The following is a 21,492-nucleotide window of genomic DNA, read 5'->3' as shown; positions in this document are numbered from 1 at the left end:
CTCCGTACGGTGGCCGTAGGCCCATTGCGACAGCGCCCCAAACTGTCGCTACTCATGGACGATTCTGCCGACGGCGAGGATCGGATCGGCGAACCGAGCGACCAGTGGCGGTCGTACCAGGGCGCGCCGACCGGCACCGACATCGAGTGTGAGGGGTGGCGACAGGAGGCGGCGCTGCGCCTGCTGAACAACAACCTCGACCCGGAGGTGGCCGAGGACCCGGAGAACCTCGTGGTGTACGGCGGAACCGGCCGCGCAGCGCGCTCCTGGGACGCGTACGACGCGATCCTCGACGAGCTCCGCGAGCTCGGCGACGAGGAGACGCTGCTCGTCCAGTCGGGCAAACCGGTCGGGAAGTTCACCACCCACGAGCGCGCGCCGCGGGTGCTGATCGCGAACTCGAACCTGGTCGGGAAGTGGGACAACTGGGATCACTTCCACGAACTGGAGGCCGAGGGGAAGATCATGTACGGCCAGATGACCGCCGGCTCGTGGGCGTACATCGGGACCCAGGGGATCATCCAGGGGACGTACGAGACGCTGGCCGCCGCGGGCCGCGAACAGTTCGACGGCTCGCTCGAAGGGGAGATCGTCGTGACGGGCGGGCTCGGCGGGATGGGTGGCGCACAGCCGCTCGCCGTGACGATGAACCACGGGGTGTGTATCGCCGCCGAGGTCGACGAGGCCCGGATCGACCGCCGGCTCGACACGGGCTACGTTCAGGAGAAGACCGACGACCTGGACGAGGCCATCGAGGCAGCGACGGCGGCCGCCGAACGCGGCGAGACGTACAGCGTCGGCGTCCACATGAACGCCGCGGACATGCTCGAAGGGATGCTCGAACGCGGGTTCGTCCCCGACATCGTCACGGACCAGACGTCGGCCCACGACGAGCTCGAGGGCTACTACCCGTCCGGCTACACGGTCGAGGAGGCCGACGAACTCCGGCAATCCGACCCCGACGCATACGTCGAGGAGAGCGTCGACACCATGGCCCGCCACGTCGCCGCCATCCTGGAGCTCCAGGACCGCGGCGCCGTCGCGTTCGAGTACGGCAACAACATCCGCGGGCAGGTCGCGGACCACCGCGGGTCGGTGACGACGCCAACCGGAACCGAGCACGACCCGTTCGACTTCCCGGGGTTCGTGCCGGAGTACATCCGGCCGCTGTTCTGCCGGGGGAAGGGGCCGTTCCGCTGGCTCGCGCTGTCGGGCGAGGAGGCCGACATCTACCGGACCGACGAGGCGGTCAAAGAGCTGTTCCCGGAGAAGGAGGCGCTCCACCGCTGGATCGACCTCGCACAGGAGCGCGTCCAGTTTCAAGGGCTCCCCAGTCGGGTGTGCTGGCTCGGCTACGAGACGAGCGAGACGCCGGAGGCGTCTCGAAACGGAGGCGGTGAAACCGCCAGCGACGAGGACGGCCTGACCGAGCGGGCACGGTTCGCGCTGCGGATCAACGAACTCGTGCGGGAGGGGGAGATCGAGGGACCGATCGTCGTGACCCGGGACCACCTCGACGCCGGCAGCGTCGCCAGCCCCAACCGCGAGACCGAGGCGATGAAGGACGGCACCGACGCCGTCGCGGACTGGCCGATCCTGAACGCGCTGTTGAACACCGCCGCGGGCGCGGACATCGTCAGCGTCCACGACGGCGGCGGCGTCGGCATCGGCAACGCCATCCACGCCAACAACCATGTCGTGCTGGACGGCACGGACCTGGCCGCCGAGAAGGCCGAACGCGTGTTCACGACGGACCCGGGGATGGGCGTGATCCGCCACGCCGACGCCGGGTACGAGGAAGCGATGGACGAGGCCGACCGATCGAACGTTCACGTCCCCCTCTCCGACTCATGACCGGATTCACCGAACCCGCCCCCTGGCAGGGTCCGTCGTCGGACCCGAACGACGAGCAGTTCGGCGACATCGTGGCCGAGACCACCGTCGACGCCGCCGGCGAGTATGATGCCGTGCTCGTCGGCGAACCGTACGACGGCGCCGTCATCGGTCGGACGGGGGCTCGTGACGGCCCCGCCGCGATCCGTGACGCCCTCGCCGCGACGAAGACCCACCACTTTACGGCGGGCCCGATCGACAGCGTCGGCGACGTCGGCAACGTCGACGTGGACTGGACGGACTCCGTTTCGGACGTGCAGCGGGCGGTCGAGACGGCAGTCGCACCGCTGCACGACGCCGACACCCTTCCGGTGTTCCTCGGCGGCGACAACTCGACGACGGTGCCGAACGTCGCGTCGCTGCTGTCGAGTGGCTCGGTCGGCGTCGTCAGTCTGGACGCCCATCTCGACTGCCGGGAGCTCCGGGACGGGCCGACGAGCGGGACGCCGTACCGACAGCTGTTCGACCGCGGCCTCGACTCGTTGGCCGTCCTCGGCGCCCGCCACTTCGAGACGAGCACGCGCTACCACGAGTACCTCCGCGAGCAGGGCGGGCAGATCCACCCGGCCTCGGAAGTCGGCGTCGACCCCGGCGGCGTCGCGGCAGCAGCGCTTTCGGAGCTGGCCGACGTCGACACCGTGTACGTGAGCCTCGATATGGACGTGCTGGACGCGGCGGCGGCCCCCGGCGTGAGCGCGCCGACGCCCGGCGGACTCACCTCGCGGGAGCTGTTCGACGCCCTGGGGCGACTCGCGGCCGACGACCGGGTCGCCGGGTTCGAGGTCGTCGAGTGTGCCCCGCCACTGGATAGCGACGGCCGGACGGTGACGACGGCCGCCCGAGCGATCGCGCAGTTCCTCGCGGGGGTGGACCGATGACGGTCGACCTCCTGCTCCACGACGCGGGTGAGGTCCTCGTCGGCCCCGACCAACAACTCGAGGATGCGAGCGTGGTCGTCGACGACGGCGAGGTGGTGGCGACCGGACCGGCGGCGGAGATCGAGCGGCGCTACCCGCGCGAGAACGCGGCACGGACGGTGGACGCCTCGGGACGGGCCGTGATCCCGGGGTTCGTGGACTCGCACACCCACGCGCTGTTCGCCGGCGATCGGTCCGACGAGTTCGCGGCGAAACTGCGCGGGAAGACGTACCAGGAGATCCTGGCCGAGGGTGGCGGTATCCACCGGACCGTCGAGGCGGTCCGCGAGGCCTCGCGGGAGACGCTGCTCGACAACCTCCTCGCCGAACTCGACGTGCTGCTGGCTCACGGGACCACGACGGTCGAGGTGAAGTCCGGCTACGGGCTCGACCTCGACACCGAGCTACTGATGCTCGACGTGATCGACGAGGCCGACGACCGCCACCCGGTCGACGTGGTCGCGACGTTCATGGGCGCCCACGCGGTCCCACGCGAGGTCGACGCGGACGAGTACGTGGATCGCGTTGTCGACGAGTTCCTGCCGGCCGTGGCCGAGCAGGGGATCGCGTCGTTCAACGACGTGTTCTGCGACGAGGGGGCGTTCACCGTCGAGCAGTCCCGGCGCGTCCTCGAAGCCGGCGCGGAGTACGGGCTGACGCCGAAGATCCACGCCGAGGAGCTCGCCCGAACCGGTGCGGCACAACTGGCCGCTGACGTCGGCGCCGCGAGCGCGGACCACCTGCTCATGGCGACGCGGGAGGACGCCGAAGCCCTCTACGAGGCGGGTGTCACACCCGTGTTCCTCCCGGGAACGGCGTTCGGGCTGGACACCGAGTACGCCGACGCAGAAGAGTTCCTCGCGGTCGCCGACGAGATGGGCGTCGACGCGCCGTCGATCGCGATCGCGTCGGACCTCAACCCCAACTGCTACTCACAGAGCATGGGCTTTGCGAGCACGCTCGCCTGCGTCGGGATGAAGCTGGCGCCGCGTGAGGCGCTGGTCGGCGCGACCGCGGGCGGGGCCCGCGCGCTGAACCGCTCGGACGGGCTCGGCACCTTACGGGAGGGCGCGCCAGCGGATCTCGCGGTCGTCGACGCGCCGACCGCGGTGCACGTACCGTACAACTTCGGCGTCAACACCGTCGACACGGTGATCAAGGGAGGGCAAGTCGTCCATGAGTGAGATCGTGCTCGACGGCGCGTCGCTGACGCCGGCCGCGGTGGAAGCTGTCGCGCGGGACGGTGCGGACGTCGATATCGCCGAGTCGGCCCGCGAGCGCCTTCGCGAGTCGCGTGCCCGCGTCGAGGACGTGATGGCGACCGACGAGGCGGTGTACGGGCTGAACACGGGATTCGGCTCGCTCGTCAACGAGCGCATCCCGGACGAGGAGATCCGCTCCCTCCAGACGAACCTCCTCCGCAGCCACGCCTCCGGCGCGGGTCGGTATCTCTCGCCCGAGGAGGTCCGCGCGATGATGGTGGCGCGCGTGAACTCGCTCGTCAAGGGGTACTCGGGCGTCCGGGAGGTCGTCGTCGACCACCTGGTGACGATGCTGAACGAGGGGGTCCACCCCGCCGTCCGTTCGCGGGGGAGCCTCGGCGCGAGCGGCGACCTCGCACCGCTCGCGCACATGTCGCTCGTCCTGCTCGGTGAGGGCAGCGTGCTCGGCGACGACGGCCACGTCGACGGCGCGACGGCGCTGGAGCGCGTGGGGCTGGAGCCGCTCGAACTCGAACCCAAGGAGGGGCTGGCGCTGATCAACGGCACGCAGCTGACCGCGGGCCTCGCGGCGTTGGTCGTCGTCGATGCCGAACGCGTCCTCGAGGCGGCCGACGTGGCCGGGGCGCTGACCACCGAGGTGACGATGGGGACGACCGCGAGCTGTGACGCCGCGATCCAGGAGGTCCGCCCCCACGACGGGCAGCGCGAGACGGCGAAGCGGATCAAACGGCTTACGGCCGACTCCGAGATCGTCGAGTCCCACCGCAACTGTGACCGCGTGCAGGACGCCTACGCCGTCCGGTGTATCCCCCAGGTCCACGGCGCCGTCCGCGACGCGGTCGACCACCTCCGGTCCGCCGTGGAGACGGAGCTGAACAGCGCGACCGACAACCCGCTCGTGTTCGACGCCGACCGGGTCGACAGCCGATCCAGCGGCGGGGAGTCGGCGGCGATCCTGTCGGGCGGCAACTTCCACGGCGAGCCGCTGGCGCTGCGGCTCGACTACGCCGTCAACGCGCTGACCGAACTCGCGGCCATCTCCGAGCGGCGGACGAACCGGATGCTCGACCCGAACCTCCAGGAGGATCACCTGACGCCGTATCTGGCGGACGATCCGGGACATGAGTCCGGGTTCATGATCGCGCAGTACACCGCCGCGTCGCTGGTGAACGAGCTCCGGTCGATGGGGTCGCCGGCGACCGACAACACGCCCGTCAGCGGCGGGCAGGAGGACCACGTCAGCATGAGTGCCCAGAGCGCCCACCACGCGACGACGGCCGTCGAGGATGCGGCGTCGGTCGTCGCGGTCGAACTCCTCGCGGGCAACCGGGCCAGCGCGTTCGTCGACGACTCGCTGGCCCACGGCGCCGGGACGGGGGCCGCGTGCGACCTCCTCAGCGCCGCCGTGCGGTCGTGGGACGGCGACCGACCGCTCGACGACGATATCGAGGTGGTGGCGGATCTCGTTCGGTTCGGCGATCTCGCCGACCACCTCGCCGGGGAGTACCCCACGGAGTGACACGTAGCGAGCGGAAGCCCACCCATTCAGGGGCGGGAGGATGTCAAGCGGGCGGTGAGCACTCACGGATGGGTGTCGCGCCGCTCTCGACGGTGTAGGATGAAGGAGGGGAGGGAAAACCGCTGCCACGGTGAGAGGGAACTCGATCCACACGCAGCGGCTTTCCGGGGGTGGGTCGCGTACCCAGTCAGCGGGAAACCGCTGACGAATGGTCGTTCGGGTGACGGATATTTGGGAGTTACGATGGGTTGGATGGCTGTTTCACTGTCCGCGACCCACTCGTCCCGTTCACACGGATTATTTACGCGCGGTCGTCCGAACACTCAGTGACAATGGCCCCCCTGACACGGCGCGCCCTCCTCGCCGGAGCCGCAGGGCTCACCGCCGCACTCGCCGGCTGCAGTGGTAGTGGCGGCTCCGGCGGATCGACGCGGACAGCCCCACGCGACGGCGACACCGACGGCCCGGCGTCGGGATCGACGGCCGACCCGGCGACGCTCCTCGTCCGCGTGGACGCCGATCGGCCGCCGATCTGGCTCGCGGAGTCGGACAGCGACGACCGACCGACGGAAGCCCAGTTCGAGCGCTGGCGCGACTCCATCGTCGTCGACGGCGACGCCCGCGCCGACCGGATCAGCGTCGCCGACGCCGTCGACGGTGACCGCGTGGCGTCGTTCCTCGCGGCGACGGATTTCGACGCCGAGACGGTGTTCGTCGACCTGGGGGAGGTGCGGGCGTGTTTCGAGCTTGCCCTCTGCCGGATCGGCTGGTCGGCGACAGAAATCTCGACGGATTACGCCCGCCGGAGCCGCCCGTACACGGAGCACTGCGAGGTCGACGAGTGGGTGATCGAGGCCCGGTTCGTCCGGATCCCCGACGCGCTCGACGCCGACGACGTGCACAGCTACTCCTCCTCGATCGGCACCGGCGTCTGCGACCCGCAGCCCGATCACGCCGCGGTGGGCGACGATCAGTCGACCGCCACCGCTGCCGGAACCGGGACGCCCACGAGCGGTTCCGGGGGTGAGCAGTGATGGCGGGGGAGCGCGACGCCACGACAGGCCGGCGTCGGACGACCCGTCGCGGGCTCCTGGCGGTGGCCGGCGCGACTGCACTCGCCGGCTGTACCGGCCTCACCGAGTTCGGGAGCCCCGACCCGACGATCAGCGCGTACGACCTCCGGGAGATCGACCCCGGCGACGATCCGGAGCCGGTGATCCCCGAGTCGGTGCCCGTCGATATCGCCCCCGCGTACTTCGACGCTGCCCGGAACAGAGTCACCTCGCTCCTCGCGGAGCTTCCGACGCCGCTCGGCCCCGAGGAGATCCCGAACGGTCACGTTCGCCGGCACCTCCTCGACGCGGCGACGGCCGCCACGAACGGGCTCGACGACGCACGCGACGCGCCGACTGCGTTCGCGGCGCTCACGTCGCTCCGGCGGGCCCGGTCCGAGGCGCGGTACGCCGCCGCCGGCTGGGCAGTCGCCGACCGGGATCTATCGGCCGACCCTCTCGAACAGGAGTACGAGGAGCTGGTCGCGGCGGCCCAGTCCGCTGGTGACGCCCACGAGTACGTCGGGACCGACCCCGTTCGAGCGGCGCTGGTCCACAGTCGGATCGAAGCCATGCTGGATCGAGCTGCCGAGAGCGAGGAGGTCCGGGGCGACGGGAGTCACCTCCTCTCCGTCGCCGAGTGGGGCGAGACGACCGAATCCGTCCGGGCGCATCTCGACGACGCTCGTCACCTCGACGCGCAGTTCACTGACTCGCTCCCGGCGAACCCCGGGAGCGTCGAGGCGACGCTCACCGAGGCTGCCGAGACGCTGCTCGCGGATATCCGGTCGCGCACGTCCGCGCTCCCGCCGGAGCCGACCGCCGAGGAGTGGGGGATCCCCGAGCGCGCGATCGCCGATCTCCGTCGGGACGCGGCCTACGGAATCACGCGGCTATCGGACGCGGCGGGGCCAGCCAGCGCCGTCGTCGACGCGAACCGCCAGCGCACGCGGTTCCGCGCGCTGGAGCGCCTGCAGGAACGCGTCGACGCCGGCGACGTGCCCGACCCGGAGAGCGCCGAGGCAGTCCGGGAGATCCGGGGGACCGCCTACGACGCGCTGGAGGCGGCGCTCGCGGAGAGTTCGACGCCGGAGCTGACGCGGACGGCCATCACTGGGGTCGCCTGGCGCGTCGCGAACGCCGACTGGGCGATCTCCCAGCACGAGGGGGAGATCAGCCCCTCGCAACTCGACTTGGACGTCACCGACTACGTCGTCGCGACGGCGGTCGGCCGGGCGGCGCCGGCCGTCACCGAACGGACCGTCGAGGCGCTGGAGGGTGTCTGACGAGCGCCGGAGTCACCCGTCGACCGCGTCCCCGACGCGTCGAACGACGGCCGGCGCGGCGGCCGCGAACCGGTTCGCGACGGCGTACCGCGCGTACAGGGAGCGACCGACGTCGTAGACGTCGTCCTCGCGGACGCGTCGGTCGGCGTTCCGGATCGGGTTCGCGACGAGGAGCGCGAGCAGTCGTGCGAGCATCGCTGGCGAGGTGTCGAGGAGCGTTCCGAGCCCGTCGACGGCGGCAGCGCGCTCGGCGGCGATGGGGTCGACCGACTCGGGCACGCCGTACTCGCCGTCCTCGATGGCCGTCCGCGCGGCCTCGAACGCGCGGTCCGCGGCGAGCGTGCGCATCGCGAAGACGACGGCGCCGGCGTCGTGGCCGCCGTCGTGTCGCTCGACGGCCTGCTCCGCGTCCGTCAACCGCCTCCGCGCGAGTTCCTGGAGGAGATCCTCGCCGGCGGTGTCCGTCACGTCACGGTCGAGATCGCTGCCCAGCGCCCCCCAGTCGGGCGGGGTCGTGTGCTCCGCCACGTCGTCGACGAGCGTCGCGGCGACGTCCGCGAAGCGGTCCTCGTAGTCGCGCGGATCGTCGAGCATCGACGTGTAGTGGTCGTAAAGGCGACGCGCGTCCGCGGCGTACGCACGCCCCCACTCGGTGCCCTGCGCGAGTTCGGCGGCGTGCAGGACGGTGTTCTCGTACTCGTAGTGCTCCTGCGGTTCGGTGAGCCGAGCGCCGGTCTGGCCCCACTCGGTGATCCGGAGGTGTTGGGCGAGCGCACCCACGGGGTCGTCGGGCGGACCGACGGGCGAGTGGTCGTCGAGGAACGACGCGGCGGCGCGGTGGTGACGTTCGCGGCGCGTTTCGACGTCCGCCGGGGTGAGCTCCCCCTCGAAGGCGGCGAACCCGGCGCTGGCGAACATCGCCTCCGAGCGCGGGTGTGTGAGGCCGGTGAGCGCGTCGGCGCGTGGCCCGTCGTCGTCCTCGTCCAGCGCAGCCCGTGCGGACTCGGCCTCGGCGGTGAGCCTGCGCCGGACCACCTCGTTCGGGATCCGCGAGGGGTCGACGCCCTCGAGCAGCGACCGAACCCGATCGCGGGCGGCCGCGACGTGTGCGTCGGTCGGCTGTACGGGCAGCGTGGGCGGGATCTCGGGGAGGTCGCCGGGGAGCGCGCCCAGCGCCGACTCGTCGTACTCGACGGCCGGCTCGTCCGACGACCGCAGGGCGCTACAGCCCGCGAGCCCGCCGGCGACTGCGGCGCCGACAGCCGCGAGCGTCGACCGTCTGGTTCGCCGGCTCACGCCGACCCACCCCCGTTCCGGTCGCGTTCGGGAACCGGGTCACAGCTCCCGCCGCTGCCGACGGTGAGGCCGCCGTACTCGTCGCCGGGGAACGGCAGCCGGACGACGCTGGCGGCGTACTCGCGGGCGCGGCGCTCGCAGTCGACGTCGGCGTCGCGAACCACCCGGCAGAAGTCGACGTCCGGATCGCCGTCGGCGTCCCGCCGGACGGCGTTCAACTCCCGCCGGTAGCACTCGCCGATCGACGCCTGGAAGATCAACACGGACTCGTTCGCGTACGCCGTCTCCGCGACGAGTCGGCGGACGGCCGCGACGTTCGTCGCGTCCTCGTCGAACCGGAGCTCCTCGGCGTCCTGCTCGCTCCCGACTGTGTGGGTGGTGAGTGGCTCGGCCGTCGCCGACGTGTCGTCGTCACCAGCGTTCGCCCGCGGGGCGACGATCGGCGGCTCGTCGCCCGATGAGCGGGTCGTTTCGACCGTGTACTCCGTCACGAGCGTGCCGTCGTCCGGTTCGGTTGCCTCGCCTGTTTCGGAGCCGCTACAGCCGGCGAGCAGCGAGGCGATACCGACACCCAACCCCCCGAGGAAGCGCCGCCTCGGGGTTTCGGAGGCTCCAGTGGGGACCATCGCGACTCGACGATGCAGCCAAACCGACAAGAAACCGGTGGTCGTCGGCCCCGCTGCGGCCGTTCGTCGGCCACCGTGACGGAACTCAGTCCTCCGGTAGCGGCCGGGCGAACCAGTAGCCGTACCCGAACGGGACGACGCCGGTGACGAACCCGAACAGGACGGCGAGCGTGCCGAACACGACGCCGAGGACGCCGAGCGCGACGGCGAACGCCGTCCCCGCGAGCAGCGCGGTGCCGACCGAGACGCCGAGGAGCCGGAGCCACTGCCCCCGGGCCGCGAACACGCCCGCGACGACCCCGGCGGCGACGACGAACGCGCTCGCGGGGCCGGTCAGGAACCAACTGGCCGCGCCGCTCTCGAACAGGGCGGCGCCGGCGAGCGCGATCGGGACGGCGAGCGCGGCGCTCGCAGCCGCTCGGCGGGGGGTTAGCGGCCGATCACGGTTCGGATCGCGGTGGCGGAACGCGAGCAGCCCGAGCGCGACCGCGGTGTACCCCCGCCCCACCGGCGTGAGCGCGAACCCGGCGATGAGTGTCGCGAACTGGGTGAGGACCGCGCCCTCGTTCTCGGCCGCGACGGCGTAGTACGTCCCGTCCCCTTCGTACAGGCCGGCGTCGACGGTGAACCCGGTCGCCGACCCCTCCGCGATCGCGGTCCTGACCTCCGGCGGCGCGTCGGCGACCGGACGCGCGACGGCGTCGAACACCGTCTCGGGATCGGTCGGTTCCATCCGGATCGTCGCGTTCGTCGTCTCGGCCGCCGTCGAAACCGTCCACGAGTAGTAGCGGCCGTCGTACCGGACGTACGGCGACTCGATGTCGTCGACGACGATGTCGAGCTCCGGGTCGAGACTCCCCGTGTAGGACCCGTTCGCCGCAGCCTCCCGGATCGGCTGTCGGTGTCGCGTCGGCGTGCCCGCGAGCCGTTCGTCGAGGTCGGTCACGTTCCCCGCGGCGCGAGCGACGAGGTCGGGGTTCTCGCCCGGCTCGACGGCGGTCGCCGTGTAGGTGACGCTCGCGCCGCCGGCGGTCGCGTGGAAGGCGAAGCTGAGCACCACGCCGACGACGAGCAGTAGGAGGACCGCGACGGTCCGGATGGAGGGGAGCGAGCGGGGCATCGTCCCACCGGTTCGGAAGGATGGTTTGAAACAGTACCGGCAGCGGTCGGGGCGGCGATTCGATCGTGCCGGGAAGCGTGGTCACGACCGGTACAGCGAGTAGAGGATCAGCAGGAGGCCGGAGATCTCCAGGACGCGGCTCGCAAGCGGGAGCACGAACGACAGGAGCAGGTCGCCCGAGTCGAGCGCCGGGGCCACGACGGTGAACACGATCGAGAGGAAAAACGGCGCGACCGTGATCAGCGCGAGGCCGGCCGCGAGATACAGCATCCGCCGGCTGTCGTTCCGGCGGTAGCCGCGGTACGCCTGGAACACGATGATCAGCCCGAGTGTCGCGGCGAGCAGCGTCGCGGCCAGCAGGGCGAGGTACAGCACCGAACTGGTCGTCGGCATCGTCAGATATCCTCCCACATCTCGGTGAAGCGGTCCGCCGCGTCGGTCCGTTCGGCGGTCATCGTGACGCTCAGGTCCCCGTCGTCGAGATCGATCACGACCTGGTCGAGCGTCGCCTCGTAGACGCTGTAGTGGCGTCCCTCGTCGCTGAACTCCGGCCGCTCCGTGACGAGCCCGAGTTCGGAGAGGCGGTCGATACGCCGGTAGATCGTGGGAAGCGATGCGTCACACGCCTCCGCGAGGTTTTTTGCTGACATCGGTCGTTGGTCCGTCTCCATGAGGATCGTCCGGGCGTACTCGTCGTCGAGAGCGGACAGCAGTGTCTCGACGCTGGGATCCTCACTCACAGTACGGGCAAAGGGGGGCCAATCCCGTATAAACGGCCGGTGTTTTCACCCCGAGAAACTCCCACCCCGCCAGCCCTGATAAAGGCGCCCGCTCCTTTCACTGGCGGAAACCGGGGGGCGGTATTAACTCGCCGGCACCGCAACGGGCCACCGATGGCGTTTCAGATCCAGCGTGTCGTCTCCGACGGCGTCTCGCTCGCGCTCTCGCGGAACGGTGCCGTCTTCGCAATCCTGTTCTTCCTCGCGGAGTCCCTCGGCGTAGTGTTGGTCGTCGGCGTCGGGACGACGTACGTGCCGGTCGACGTGGGAACGGGCGTCGCTGCCGGCGGCGATATCGCTGCCGGCGGCGACCTCCCGCAGTTCACTGCCGCCGTCGCCTCGCTGCTCGCCGGCGGGTTCACGTCCGTGGTCACGACGCCGATCTCGATCGTCGCGATCCGGACGTTCGTCGGGGGAGAGACCGACGGGATCCCCGACCGCTACCTCTTCGACCGTATCGGCCGGGCGACGGTCTCGGGCGTGGCCGCGAACTTCCTCTACGCCGCGCTGGTGTTCGTCGTCACGTTCGGGATCGGTCTGGCCCTGGTCGCCGCGGTGCTGGGGGTGGGCAGACTCGATCTGCTCCCGGACGCAGTCGCGGGCCCCGCGATGCTGCTCCTCGCTGGCGTCGGGATCCTCCTCGCGATCGCGCTGCTCGTCACCGTAGCCGTACATTTCCTCTTCCTGCTCCACGAGATCAGCGTCCGGCACCGCGGCGTCCTCGGCGCGTTCCGCGGGAGCTGGGACACCGTCCGCGGGAACCGTGTCCGTGTCGCCGCTCTCGCCGTCCTGCTGATCGCCGTCCGGTCGAGCGTCAGCTCGGTGGCCGCACCACCGATCGAGGCGCCGTGGACGACGTTCCACCTCCTCACGACGCCGTTCGCGATGGCGTTCGCCGCGATCGTCGGCGTCGTCGTCACCGCGATCTTCGCCCGGACGTACCGGGAGCTCCGGTCGGACCTCCCGGCGGAGTTCGCGGCGGCTTCCGAGGAGTGAGGCGCGACCGCGTCGCCGGCACGAACAGGGCCGCACGCGCCCGCCGTCCCCGCGCGACGTTCGTACGTCCGGCCGGAGCTAGGCGATCCGGTAGTCGTCGACACGGTCGAGCGCGTAGTACACCGAGACGGCGCCGACACAGAGCGCGAGCACGCCCGAGACGACGGTTCCGCCGACCGCGACGCCGAGCCGACTGGCGCCGAGCAGCGACGTGACCGCGTGGCCGAACAGCGCGGAGTGGCCGATCAGGGCCGGAGCGGCGACGCCGATCACGACGACCGAGTAGACGACGATCCCGAGCACGCTCGGCACGACCGCCTTCGTCTTCCGGGAGATCTTGACCGCCTCGAACCGCGGGAAGGCGACCCCGATCCCCGACGCGATGGCGCCGGCGCCGACCGTCAACAGCAGCGCGGCGGCCGTGAGGCTGGCGACGACCCCCAGCGGCCGCGGGCTGAGCAGCCCCGTCACCGCCGTGGCCACGACCGTGGCCGGCGTCAGCAGCAGCGCGCCGGCGAGGACGTGCCCGGCGACGAGCGACCGGTCGGGGTTCGGCGAGAGCAGCGTCGCGGGGAGCGCTGCCCCCTCGTGGCCCAGCACGTTCAGCGCGAACAGCGACCCCGTGATCCACGTCCCACAGAACAGGATCACGACGGGGAGCCCGCGGCCGACGCTCCCCGTCTGGACGGCAGTGAGGACCGGATCGAACAGCACGAACAGCGGGTAGAGCGCGAACGACAGCGAGAGCGGGGAGCGCCGGGCCCGTGCCCAGTCGCTCGACACGACGCCGAGGACGGGCGCCGGCAGCAGTCCCGACAGCCGGGACGACTCGCCGGCGTCCTCGACGTCGTGGGAGACGTGGACGCCGTCGGCGTACCAGAGCCACTCGGCGAGCCGACTCGTCGCCGGCAGCGTCACGCCGAGGAAGGCGACGGCGACCAGCACGGCGCCCGCGGCCCGTCCCGGCGAGGCGCCGACGCCCAGCGCCACGGCGGCGAGATCGCCGAGCCACGCGACCGGCGTCCCCGCGAGGAGGCTGTACAGGGGGTCGAACACCGAGGCGAACGAGCTCGTGACGATCACCCAGAAGTACGCGACCGCGAGCACGCCGACGAACACCGTCCGGAGCCGCGTCAACAACACCGACCGGACGCCCGTGTTCCGGATCCCGAGCGCGAGCACGAACCCGGCGACGAGCCCGGTCGCGAGCGTGAGCGTCTCGGCGAGCAACAGGGCCACGATCGAGAGCACCGACCCCGCGCCGATCCCGAACGTGACCGCAGCCGCGCCCGCGGCCGAGAGGGCGAACACGGTCCACAGCGCGAACTCGGCCAGGAGGATCCCGCCGACGAGATCGCGGTGGGAGACGGTCGTGAGCAGCCCGTCGAGGTTGTCGGGGTCGAGCGAGACGGCGTACGCCCGGTAGGCGCCGAACCCCGTCACGCCGATCCACGCGTACACGAACCCGAGCCGGGCGAACTCCAGCGGCGCGCCGACCTCGCCGTTGGCCACCATCCGGCCCGCGAAGTACGCCCCGGCGACCCCCGCAAGCGCCATCGGGACCACGAACAGCGCGGCGATCGCGAGCGCCACCAGCTGGGCGTCGTTCTCCCGCATCACCCGCCAACGACGCCGGATCTCCGTGCGGGCGATCAGCCGGAGGCGCGTACTCGTCGTCATTCGTTGCTGGCCACTCCGTGCGATCGGTCGGCCGTCACCGAGAGGAACACGTCCTCCAGGGTCGTCCCCTCCTCGGCTTCCATTCGGGCCGTGAGCTCGTCGGGCGTCCCCTCCGTCACGAGGTCACCCTCGTAGAGGACGCCGACGACGTCGGCGAGCTCCTCGACGACCGAGAGGATATGCGTCGAGAGGAACACCGTGTGTCCCTCGTCGGTCAGTTCGCCGATCACGTCCAGCACCGTCCGCGCGGCGCGGGGGTCCAGCCCGCTCGTCGGCTCGTCGAGGAACACCACGTCGGGCTGGTGCAGCAGCGCCTGGATCACCCCCGTCTTCTGGCGCATCCCCTTCGAGTAGTCGTCGATCCGCTTGCTCGCGTCGCCGGCGAGGTCGAACCGCTCCAGCCAGTCGTCGATCCGGCGGTCGGCGTCGCCCTCGGAGAGGCCACGGAGCCGCGCGAAGTACCGGAGCTGTTCGTACCCCGTGAGCTCGTCGAACACCGGCGGCTCCTCGGGTAGGTAGCCGACCGCGTCTCGGACCGCGTCGCGGTCAGAGACGGGGTGGCCGTCGATCCACGCCTCGCCGCCGGTGGGTCGGGTCAGCGTCGTGAGCATCCGCATCGTCGTCGACTTCCCGGCGCCGTTCGGGCCGAGGAACCCGTACACCGTCCCGGGCTCGACCGCGAGATCGAGCCCGTCGACGGCGACGTCGTCGCCGAACCGTTTAGTCAGATCCCGTGCTTCGATCGCCGCCGTGTCTGATCGCATGAGTTGTCTCGGAGGGCCGCAGTCGTAGTCGAAAGCCGGTTCTCGTTCGGGTGGGAGGAGTGACCGCCGTCGTGTTAAGTCACCCGGCGAGCTCCGCGTCGTCGCCGGGGCGCGTGTCGACGTTGGGCTCCGTCGCGTCCGTGTCGGGCGCCGTCCCGTCGGCGTCGATCAGCGCGCGGTAGAACGTGACCGAGTATGCGAGGAACACCGTCGTGAACACCGTCATCGTCACGACGACGCCCACCGACCCCAGCAGCGCCGGGAGCAGGTCGGGCGTCGGCATCGGCTGCCCCGGCGCCTCCGGCGTGGGGAACAGGAGGACGATCAGGCCGCCGTAGATCGCGCCGACCACGCCACCGAACACGATCGAGAGGACTCCGTACCCGAGCATCGACGTGACGTTGTCACGGACGACGTCGACGCTCCGAGTGAGACCGTCGGTCACGCCGTAGTCCTCGATCACGATCGCGTGCCCGTAGAAGTGGACGGCGAACAGGCCGATCAGGTACGCCAGCACAACGATCGCCGCGACCACGCCGAGGGCGGCGGTGACGCCGAGCCCGGCCTGCATCCCGATGACGGCGGCGATCAGGAAGAACCCGCCGAAGGAGAGCACGAACCCGAACACGAGCGAGACGCCGAGGAGCAGCAGGTACGCGCCGAGCATCGAGACGTAATGCTCCTTCGCGTGGGTCCAGAACCGGCCGAGCGACGTTCGGTCGCCCGATGCGGCGTCGTCGGTCATCCCGATCGTCCCGGCGTAGAACGCCGGCGCCACGAACGCCAACACCGCGGTGAACAGCAGCGACCCGGCGATCGAGACGAGCGGCCCGAGCGTGTTCAGGAACAGCTGTGGCACCTGCAACACGGCGAACACCGCCGTCGGGACGAACAGGATCGGGTGGCGTCGGAGCAGCGACACTGCGTCGCGGAGGGCTGTGATGACGACCATACCGAGATCGTGGCGCCGGATCGGTATATAAGGAGCCCCTGTTTTCAGAACGGGAAACGCGAGTCACGCCGGCCGTGACCGCCACCACAGCGCGCCGGCGCCGAACCCGCCGAGCAGGATCCCGACGGCAAGCGCGACGAGGCCGACCTCGGCCGTCCCCGTGACGCCGCCGGAGACCTGCAACAGGCTGTACGCGAGCCAGCACGCCCCCGTCGACAGGACGAGGTAGAACTGCTCGCGCGACTGGTTCCCGCGGACGTACCGGTACACAGTCCCGGCGAGAACGAACAACCAGGCGATCGCCAGCACGGCGCCGAGCGTCGGGTCGGGAACACCGAACAGTGCGGGGACCATCGTCCCGGAGCGTTGCGTGCGACTGTGAAACCACTTCCGACGGCGATCAGCGTTCGGGACACCGGGCTGTCCGCCGTCTCCCCGTGTTGGGGTCCTCGACGCTCCCGACGAACTGAAGGAGGGGAACGCGTCAGCGGGCCTCCGTCTGCGGAGGCGATCGAACGGTCGTCGCCGGCACGGGTATATCCTACAGGAATGTTCTGGTTCTGAAAACCGTGTCCCGCCTCGTCCGGCCCGAGGAACCGTCCCCCTCGCGAACGGTGAGGTCGAGGCTGTCGAGCGCGACGAGAACGATCGTCGGGGGCATGGTGGGTGTTCTGTGGGGGTGTGTCAAGAGCGTTTTCGGACGGCCGAGCGGAACGGGCCGGCCCCCCGAACCCGCACGCTGGAGGGCCGGCGGGGGTGGGGAGAGATGTCTGACCACGGGGCCCGCCGTTCGCCACGACGGGCGAGTTCGACTCGGTGGGGGAACGGGAAGTAGCGGGGGGGAGCGTCTCAGAGCGAGAAACAGCAGTCGTGTTTCCGGCACTGCAACGCGTGGCCGGGAGTTAACTACGGGGTCACCCGACGAACGGGTATGGCGCGTTCGATCGGTCGGCCCGGAAATCGGGGAGCGTCTCGGCGACGCGGTCCGACAGCACCGACCGTGAGCGGTCACGCTGAGGCCGACCGACTATCGGTGTCGTTACGGGGCCGCGGAACGCTTCGCACGACGAGAACGTCCCCATGATCCTCTCGCTCGCGGCCTCGCTGGCCGCCGACGCCGTCGCCGTCGCGCTGTTGGCGTGGGTGGCGTGGCGGGCCGCCGAGGACCGATCGCCGCCGAACGCGACCCCCTTCGCCGCGATGACCGGCGGGCTGGCGCTGTGGGCGGTCCTGTCGATGCTCTCGGAGCTCTCCCCGGTCTGGTCGGGCGGGGCGGTGGTGGCCGCGCTCGCGCAGATGGTGCCGGTCGTGTTCGTTCCCGGGATCTGGCTGGTGTACGTGCTCGGCTACACCGGCCGCGGCACCGGCCTGACGCGTCCGCGGATCGCGATGTTCGTTCTCCTCGCGCTCCCGCTGGTCGGCGCGGCGGTCACGTTCGAGGGCGACCCCTCCATGCAGGAGATCCAGCGCTCGCTCGCGTCGCTCGTGGGGACCGAACTGATGCTGCTGTTCGCCGTGTACACGTACGCGGCGTTCGTGTTCCTCAGGTACGGCTGGAACCACGGCCGCATCTCGAAGGGGCAGCTGGCGGCACAGCTCGGCGCCGTCTCCGCGCCGTACGTCGTCGGCACGTGGCGCGACGGGGCCCCGATCGTCGACGGCGTGACCGCCGGCCTCCTGCTCTCGGGGGTACTGCTTGCGGTCGCGATCCGGCGCTACCCCGTGTTGACGGGGTTTCCCAAAGCCGACTACGTCGCACGGTCGCGGGTCGTCGAGGCGCTCCAGGAGGCCGTGATCGTCGTCGACTGGGACGGCCACGTGCTGGACGCCAACGCGGCCGCCGAGACGCTGTTCGATCGGTCGACGCGGGCGATGATCGGCTCGCCGGTAGCGTCGATCGCCGACGGGATCGACGAGGCGGCGCTCTCGCCCGGCGAAACCGGCGTCGTCACCCTCCGGACGACGAAGGGGCGCCGTCAGTTCCAGTTCACCGTCTCCGCCGTCGAGGGGGCCGACGACGGGGGCGAACCGGTCGCCAGGGCGGTGTTGCTCCGGGACGTGACCGACCAGCGCACCCGCGAGCAGCGCCTCTCCGTCCTCAACCGCGTGCTCAGACACAACGTCCGGAACAAGCTGGACGTGATTCTCGCCCACACGGAGCACGTCGAGGACGAGACCCACCGGGCGGCGATCCGGGAGAGCGCCACCGAACTGGCGTCGCTCAGCCGGAAAGCCCGCGACGCCGAGGCGGTGATGACCGACAGCGTCGGCGCCCCCTCGACGGTCGATCTCGCCGACGTCGTCCGGGAAGTCGCCCGGAGCGCCCGCGAGGACCACCCCGAGAGCGGCGTTTCGGTCGAGGCGCCCGGGAGCCTCCCGGTCCGCTCCCACGGGACGGTCGTCCGCCGGCTCGTGAGCGAACTCGTCGAGAACGCGATCGTCCACGCGGACGGCTCCGCACGGGTCGAAATCGAGCTCGACACGACCGACGACGGCACCCCGCAGCTCCGTGTCGCCGACGACGGCCCCGGCATCCCGGACCGCGAACGCGAGCTGCTGACCGGGACGGGCGAGACCCAGCTCGAACACGGGCTCGGCGTCGGCCTCTGGTTCGTCAACTGGGCGGTCAGCCAGCTCGGCGCCGAGCTCGCGTTCGAGCGCGCCGACGCCGACGGGACCGTCGTCGTCGTCCGGTTCCACGGAGCCGAACTGCCCACGGGCGACGACGCTCCGGAGGGGACGGCGAGCGACGACGACCCGAACGAGACGTGAGAACGCGACTACCTGTCGAGCGACACCGTCGCCTCGATACCGCCGTCGTCCAGCGAGATCGAGACGTGGCGGGCGGTCGCGACGAACTGCTCGCGGTGGTGGCCGTCGGGGGCGAGCTGGTACTCGCTGGTGACCAGGCCGGCGTCACGGAGCTCGTTGAGGCGCCGGTACGCCGTCGCCCGGGAGACGTCCGCCGCCTCGGCGACCGCGCGCCCACCGCGTGGGCGCTCCGAGACCGCTTCGAACACTCGCCGGGTGTACTCGTCGCCGAGCAAGTCGAGCAGCTCCGCAGCCGTCGGCGCCGACTCGGTCTCGCTTTCGCGTTCGTGATCCGCTTGGAGGCTCACAGCCATACGACTGCGATGGCACGGACCTCCCTTGGCCGGACGTGCTCAGTATCCAGACGACCCGTCCAGGCGATGTCTAACTATGCAGACTCCGCGGGCGGCGCCGACGCGGCGAACGAAACCAGTTATGGTGCTCCGGGGGTCACTCACGGCTAACGGCTCCCACCATGACGGACACCCCGAGGGTTCTCGTCGTCGACGACGAGAAGGAGGTCGCCGACGCCTACGCGCTCCGGCTCCGCGGCGAGTGTGACGTGGAGACGGCGTACGGCGGCCGGGAGGCGCTCTCGGTCGTCGAGGAGCGGCCGGTGGACATCCTCCTGCTCGACCGGCATATGCCGGATATCTCCGGCGACGAGGTGCTCGCGACGCTCGACGACCGCGGGTTCGAGGGCCGCGTCGTGATGGTGACCGCGATCGACCCGGAGTTCGACGTGCTGGAGCTTCCCTTCGACGACTACCTCTGCAAGCCGGTCGACCGCGAGGACGTCCGCTCGGTCGTCGACCAGCAGCGGCAGGTCCTCGCCTACGAGACGCTCGGGGAGTATTTCGGCGCGAAGTCGACCCGGACGGTGTTAGAAGCACAGACGACCCCCGAACAGCGCGAGGAGCACGAGGCGTTCCAGGCGGTCCGCGAGCGGGCGGATCGGCTCGAAGAACGCGCGCGGCGGCTGCTCGACGACGACACGGTCCTCGAGGAGTTCGCGAGCGTCGACCGCGACGGCCACTGAACGCCTACTCCTTGCGGTCGTCGAACTCGTCGTAGAACGCGTCGAGCAGCTTCCGCTGGCTCGCGCGCAGGTGGTGGAGCAGCGTCGACCCCGTGATCCCGAGCGACGCCGCGACCTCCTCGGCGGTGCTCCCCCGCGGCGACTCGAAGTAGTCCGCGAGGTACGCCGTCCGGAGCACGGTCGCCTGTCGCTCGGTCAGCCGCTCGCCCAGCTCGTCCCGGAACTCCCGTGCCGTCGTCGGGGACCGCGTGCGGTCGCGCCGGGAGCGCACGGTCGCCGGCTCGCCGTCCCCGAGCGCGACCGCCAGCCGCCGAACGTCGGCGTCGGGGGAGAGCTCGACGACCACCTCGCCGGTCCCGCCCTCGAACGTCGCCGTCCGGATCGTCGCCCCCTGGGAGACGGCCTCGACGAGCGGGCTCGCCCCGCCGAGCGTGAGGTCGATCCGCCCGTGCTCCCCCTCGGCCCGCCGGACGACCCGACCCGCTTCGACGTTCGGCGTCGCCGTCGCCGCGTCGACGACCGCGTCCGGGTCCGCCCCCGTCACCGTGAGGAAGCAGTGGAGCCCGTCGTCGCCCTCGGGGACCGTCCCGTCGAGCGTGAGCGCCGCCCCGCAGCGCTCGCTGACGGCAGCGAGCGGGGAGATCGTTCCGAGCTCGAACGTCACCTCGGTGATCGTGTCCGAGAGCAGCAGCCGGCGGTTCCGCGTCGCGTTGATCGCCAGCCCCGCGAGCTCGCCGAGCGCCTCGAAGCTCGACCGCTCGTGGTCGGTGAAGGCGTCCTCGCTCCCGGCGTAGACGCCCACGACGCCGTACACGCTCGACCCGTAGGAGAGCGGCACCGCCAGCACCGACTGGATCCCGTCGGCGAACCCGGCGACTCGAACCGGTTCCGGCACCGACGAGGCGTCGCTCATCGACTCGACGACCTGCACGCGTCCTCGGTCGACGGCCCGCCCCTCGGGCGTCGTGTCGCCGTCCTCGATCGCCGCGCGGACCGCCGGGAACGTCTCGCCCTCCTCGCCGGCGACGCCCTCGACGACGGGCCCGTCGCCGGCGTGCTCGGCGGTCCACGCGAACCGGTAGCGGTCGGACGCGCCCAGCCGCTCCCGGATCGTCTCGGTGATCTCCGCCCGCGAGGCGGCGTCCACGAACTCCCGGAGCACGTCGGCGATCAGGCGGTCCACCACGGCGACCCGCTCGCGCTCGGCACGGAGGCGGTCCCGCGCCTGCTCGTGGCGCTTGCGCTCGGTCACGTCGTCGACGTAGACGGTCGCGCCGCCGTCGTCCGGGACGACCGACACCGACAGCCAGCGATCGACCGTCGGGTAGTACTCCTCGAACGACGCCTCGGCCACGGCCCTCCCCTCGAACGCCGCCGGCAGCGAGTCCGCGACCGACTGGGGGAACACGCCCTCGATCGGCTTCCCGTCGGGGTCCTCGCCGGGCAGCAACTTCCGCGCCGCGTCGTTGGCCGCCGCGACGACGCCGTCCCGGACCGTGATCACGCCGATCGGAGCCCGGCGGAGTTGATCGTCCATCG

General features: G+C 71.2%; 20 protein-coding genes. 9 read left to right on the top strand and 11 right to left on the bottom strand.

Annotated elements, in window-relative coordinates:
* Window positions 1-54 precede the first annotated feature (54 nt).
* The 6 genes from hutU to B4589_RS15395 all read left to right on the top strand — a co-directional run bounded on the left by hutU (window position 55) and on the right by B4589_RS15395 (window position 7,890).
* Complete coding sequence (hutU, locus tag B4589_RS15420; RefSeq protein WP_079232240.1) at window positions 55-1,854, top strand: urocanate hydratase; 1,800 nt, start codon at window positions 55-57, stop codon at window positions 1,852-1,854.
* Window positions 1,851-2,771: a formimidoylglutamase gene (hutG, locus tag B4589_RS15415; RefSeq protein WP_079232241.1), complete on the top strand. Its 921-nt coding sequence runs from the start codon at window positions 1,851-1,853 to the stop codon at window positions 2,769-2,771. Before hutU ends, hutG begins: the two co-directional genes overlap by 4 nt.
* A complete protein-coding gene (gene hutI / locus B4589_RS15410) occupies window positions 2,768-3,994 on the top strand; it encodes an imidazolonepropionase (RefSeq protein WP_079232242.1) in 1,227 nt (408 codons plus the stop codon). Before hutG ends, hutI begins: the two co-directional genes overlap by 4 nt.
* Window positions 3,987-5,552 (top strand): histidine ammonia-lyase, encoded by a 1,566-nt coding sequence (gene hutH, locus B4589_RS15405; RefSeq protein WP_079232243.1) that lies wholly within the window; start codon window positions 3,987-3,989, stop codon window positions 5,550-5,552. The genes hutI and hutH overlap by 8 nt, the downstream gene beginning before the upstream one ends.
* Before the next feature lie 332 nt (window positions 5,553-5,884).
* On the top strand, window positions 5,885-6,586 hold the full coding sequence (locus B4589_RS15400; protein ID WP_143414232.1) for a hypothetical protein: 702 nt from the start codon (window positions 5,885-5,887) through the stop codon (window positions 6,584-6,586).
* Entirely contained in the window at window positions 6,586-7,890 is a 1,305-nt protein-coding gene (locus B4589_RS15395; protein WP_176330551.1) for a hypothetical protein, read from the top strand. Before B4589_RS15400 ends, B4589_RS15395 begins: the two co-directional genes overlap by 1 nt.
* 12 nt (window positions 7,891-7,902) lie before the next feature.
* Here B4589_RS15395 and B4589_RS15390 read toward each other — a convergent pair whose 3' ends face one another.
* The 5 genes from B4589_RS15390 to B4589_RS15370 form a co-directional block, all read right to left on the bottom strand.
* Window positions 7,903-9,186 carry a hypothetical protein gene (locus B4589_RS15390; RefSeq protein WP_079232244.1) on the bottom strand — a complete coding sequence of 428 codons (1,284 nt, stop codon included), beginning with the start codon at window positions 9,184-9,186 and terminating at the stop codon, window positions 7,903-7,905.
* The gene (locus tag B4589_RS15385) at window positions 9,183-9,812 is read right to left on the bottom strand and encodes a hypothetical protein (protein WP_143414233.1); all 630 of its coding nucleotides are present in this window, start codon (window positions 9,810-9,812) and stop codon (window positions 9,183-9,185) included. The genes B4589_RS15390 and B4589_RS15385 overlap by 4 nt, the downstream gene beginning before the upstream one ends.
* Window positions 9,813-9,897: 85 nt before the next feature.
* On the bottom strand, window positions 9,898-10,932 hold the full coding sequence (locus B4589_RS15380) for a hypothetical protein (protein ID WP_079232246.1): 1,035 nt from the start codon (window positions 10,930-10,932) through the stop codon (window positions 9,898-9,900).
* A gap of 81 nt (window positions 10,933-11,013) precedes the next feature.
* Window positions 11,014-11,325 (bottom strand): hypothetical protein, encoded by a 312-nt coding sequence (locus tag B4589_RS15375; RefSeq protein ID WP_079232247.1) that lies wholly within the window; start codon window positions 11,323-11,325, stop codon window positions 11,014-11,016.
* A gap of 2 nt (window positions 11,326-11,327) precedes the next feature.
* Window positions 11,328-11,672: a winged helix-turn-helix domain-containing protein gene (locus B4589_RS15370; protein WP_079232248.1), complete on the bottom strand. Its 345-nt coding sequence runs from the start codon at window positions 11,670-11,672 to the stop codon at window positions 11,328-11,330.
* A 153-nt stretch (window positions 11,673-11,825) separates the two neighbouring features.
* Here B4589_RS15370 and B4589_RS15365 point away from each other — a divergent pair, with 153 nt between their 5' ends.
* Window positions 11,826-12,707, top strand: a complete 882-nt coding sequence (locus tag B4589_RS15365) for a hypothetical protein (protein ID WP_079232249.1) — start codon at window positions 11,826-11,828, stop codon at window positions 12,705-12,707.
* Between the two features lie 78 nt (window positions 12,708-12,785).
* Here B4589_RS15365 and B4589_RS15360 read toward each other — a convergent pair whose 3' ends face one another.
* The 4 genes from B4589_RS15360 to B4589_RS15345 all read right to left on the bottom strand — a co-directional run bounded on the left by B4589_RS15360 (window position 12,786) and on the right by B4589_RS15345 (window position 16,457).
* Window positions 12,786-14,387, bottom strand: coding sequence for a hypothetical protein (locus B4589_RS15360; RefSeq protein WP_079232250.1), 1,602 nt, complete (start codon window positions 14,385-14,387; stop codon window positions 12,786-12,788).
* Window positions 14,384-15,151, bottom strand: a complete 768-nt coding sequence (locus tag B4589_RS15355; RefSeq protein ID WP_079232251.1) for an ABC transporter ATP-binding protein — start codon at window positions 15,149-15,151, stop codon at window positions 14,384-14,386. Before B4589_RS15355 ends, B4589_RS15360 begins: the two co-directional genes overlap by 4 nt.
* Window positions 15,152-15,230: 79 nt before the next feature.
* Entirely contained in the window at window positions 15,231-16,103 is an 873-nt protein-coding gene (locus tag B4589_RS15350; RefSeq protein ID WP_079232252.1) for a hypothetical protein, read from the bottom strand.
* A gap of 63 nt (window positions 16,104-16,166) precedes the next feature.
* Window positions 16,167-16,457: a hypothetical protein gene (locus B4589_RS15345; protein WP_079232253.1), complete on the bottom strand. Its 291-nt coding sequence runs from the start codon at window positions 16,455-16,457 to the stop codon at window positions 16,167-16,169.
* Between the two features lie 726 nt (window positions 16,458-17,183).
* Between B4589_RS15345 and B4589_RS15340 the strand changes: the two genes are divergently transcribed.
* Window positions 17,184-18,875: a histidine kinase N-terminal 7TM domain-containing protein gene (locus tag B4589_RS15340; RefSeq protein ID WP_176330550.1), complete on the top strand. Its 1,692-nt coding sequence runs from the start codon at window positions 17,184-17,186 to the stop codon at window positions 18,873-18,875.
* A gap of 8 nt (window positions 18,876-18,883) precedes the next feature.
* On the opposite strand, the gene B4589_RS15335 is transcribed toward B4589_RS15340, so the two are convergent.
* Window positions 18,884-19,228: a winged helix-turn-helix domain-containing protein gene (locus B4589_RS15335; protein WP_079232254.1), complete on the bottom strand. Its 345-nt coding sequence runs from the start codon at window positions 19,226-19,228 to the stop codon at window positions 18,884-18,886.
* Window positions 19,229-19,389: 161 nt separating this feature from the next.
* On the opposite strand from B4589_RS15335, the gene B4589_RS15330 reads away from it, so the two are divergent.
* Window positions 19,390-19,953, top strand: coding sequence for a response regulator (locus B4589_RS15330; protein ID WP_079232255.1), 564 nt, complete (start codon window positions 19,390-19,392; stop codon window positions 19,951-19,953).
* Between the two features lie 4 nt (window positions 19,954-19,957).
* Here B4589_RS15330 and B4589_RS15325 read toward each other — a convergent pair whose 3' ends face one another.
* Entirely contained in the window at window positions 19,958-21,490 is a 1,533-nt protein-coding gene (locus tag B4589_RS15325) for a bacterio-opsin activator domain-containing protein (RefSeq protein WP_176330549.1), read from the bottom strand.
* Between the last annotated feature and the right edge of the window lie 2 nt (window positions 21,491-21,492).

This window comes from Halolamina sp. CBA1230, from assembly GCF_002025255.2.
In the GTDB taxonomy this organism is placed as follows: domain Archaea; phylum Halobacteriota; class Halobacteria; order Halobacteriales; family Haloferacaceae; genus Halolamina.
Note: the sequence above shows the minus strand (reverse complement) of the source record. Positions and strands in the feature narration are given on the sequence as shown.

Excerpts from the sequence above, each read along its gene's own strand:
- B4589_RS15340 (WP_176330550.1), top strand. The coding sequence starts at position 17,184 with ATGATCCTCTCGCTCGCGGCCTCGCTGGCCGCCGACGCCGTCGCCGTC.
- B4589_RS15385 (WP_143414233.1), bottom strand. The coding sequence starts at position 9,812 with ATGGTCCCCACTGGAGCCTCCGAAACCCCGAGGCGGCGCTTCCTCGGG.
- B4589_RS15335 (WP_079232254.1), bottom strand. The coding sequence starts at position 19,228 with ATGGCTGTGAGCCTCCAAGCGGATCACGAACGCGAAAGCGAGACCGAG.
- B4589_RS15375 (WP_079232247.1), bottom strand. The coding sequence starts at position 11,325 with ATGCCGACGACCAGTTCGGTGCTGTACCTCGCCCTGCTGGCCGCGACG.
- B4589_RS15400 (WP_143414232.1), top strand. The coding sequence starts at position 5,885 with ATGGCCCCCCTGACACGGCGCGCCCTCCTCGCCGGAGCCGCAGGGCTC.
- hutU (WP_079232240.1), top strand. The coding sequence starts at position 55 with ATGGACGATTCTGCCGACGGCGAGGATCGGATCGGCGAACCGAGCGAC.
- B4589_RS15355 (WP_079232251.1), bottom strand. The coding sequence starts at position 15,151 with ATGCGATCAGACACGGCGGCGATCGAAGCACGGGATCTGACTAAACGG.
- B4589_RS15330 (WP_079232255.1), top strand. The coding sequence starts at position 19,390 with ATGACGGACACCCCGAGGGTTCTCGTCGTCGACGACGAGAAGGAGGTC.
- B4589_RS15395 (WP_176330551.1), top strand. The coding sequence starts at position 6,586 with ATGGCGGGGGAGCGCGACGCCACGACAGGCCGGCGTCGGACGACCCGT.
- B4589_RS15380 (WP_079232246.1), bottom strand. The coding sequence starts at position 10,932 with ATGCCCCGCTCGCTCCCCTCCATCCGGACCGTCGCGGTCCTCCTACTG.
- hutG (WP_079232241.1), top strand. The coding sequence starts at position 1,851 with ATGACCGGATTCACCGAACCCGCCCCCTGGCAGGGTCCGTCGTCGGAC.
- B4589_RS15350 (WP_079232252.1), bottom strand. The coding sequence starts at position 16,103 with ATGGTCGTCATCACAGCCCTCCGCGACGCAGTGTCGCTGCTCCGACGC.
- B4589_RS15345 (WP_079232253.1), bottom strand. The coding sequence starts at position 16,457 with ATGGTCCCCGCACTGTTCGGTGTTCCCGACCCGACGCTCGGCGCCGTG.
- hutH (WP_079232243.1), top strand. The coding sequence starts at position 3,987 with ATGAGTGAGATCGTGCTCGACGGCGCGTCGCTGACGCCGGCCGCGGTG.
- B4589_RS15360 (WP_079232250.1), bottom strand. The coding sequence starts at position 14,387 with ATGACGACGAGTACGCGCCTCCGGCTGATCGCCCGCACGGAGATCCGG.
- hutI (WP_079232242.1), top strand. The coding sequence starts at position 2,768 with ATGACGGTCGACCTCCTGCTCCACGACGCGGGTGAGGTCCTCGTCGGC.
- B4589_RS15365 (WP_079232249.1), top strand. The coding sequence starts at position 11,826 with ATGGCGTTTCAGATCCAGCGTGTCGTCTCCGACGGCGTCTCGCTCGCG.
- B4589_RS15325 (WP_176330549.1), bottom strand. The coding sequence starts at position 21,490 with ATGGACGATCAACTCCGCCGGGCTCCGATCGGCGTGATCACGGTCCGG.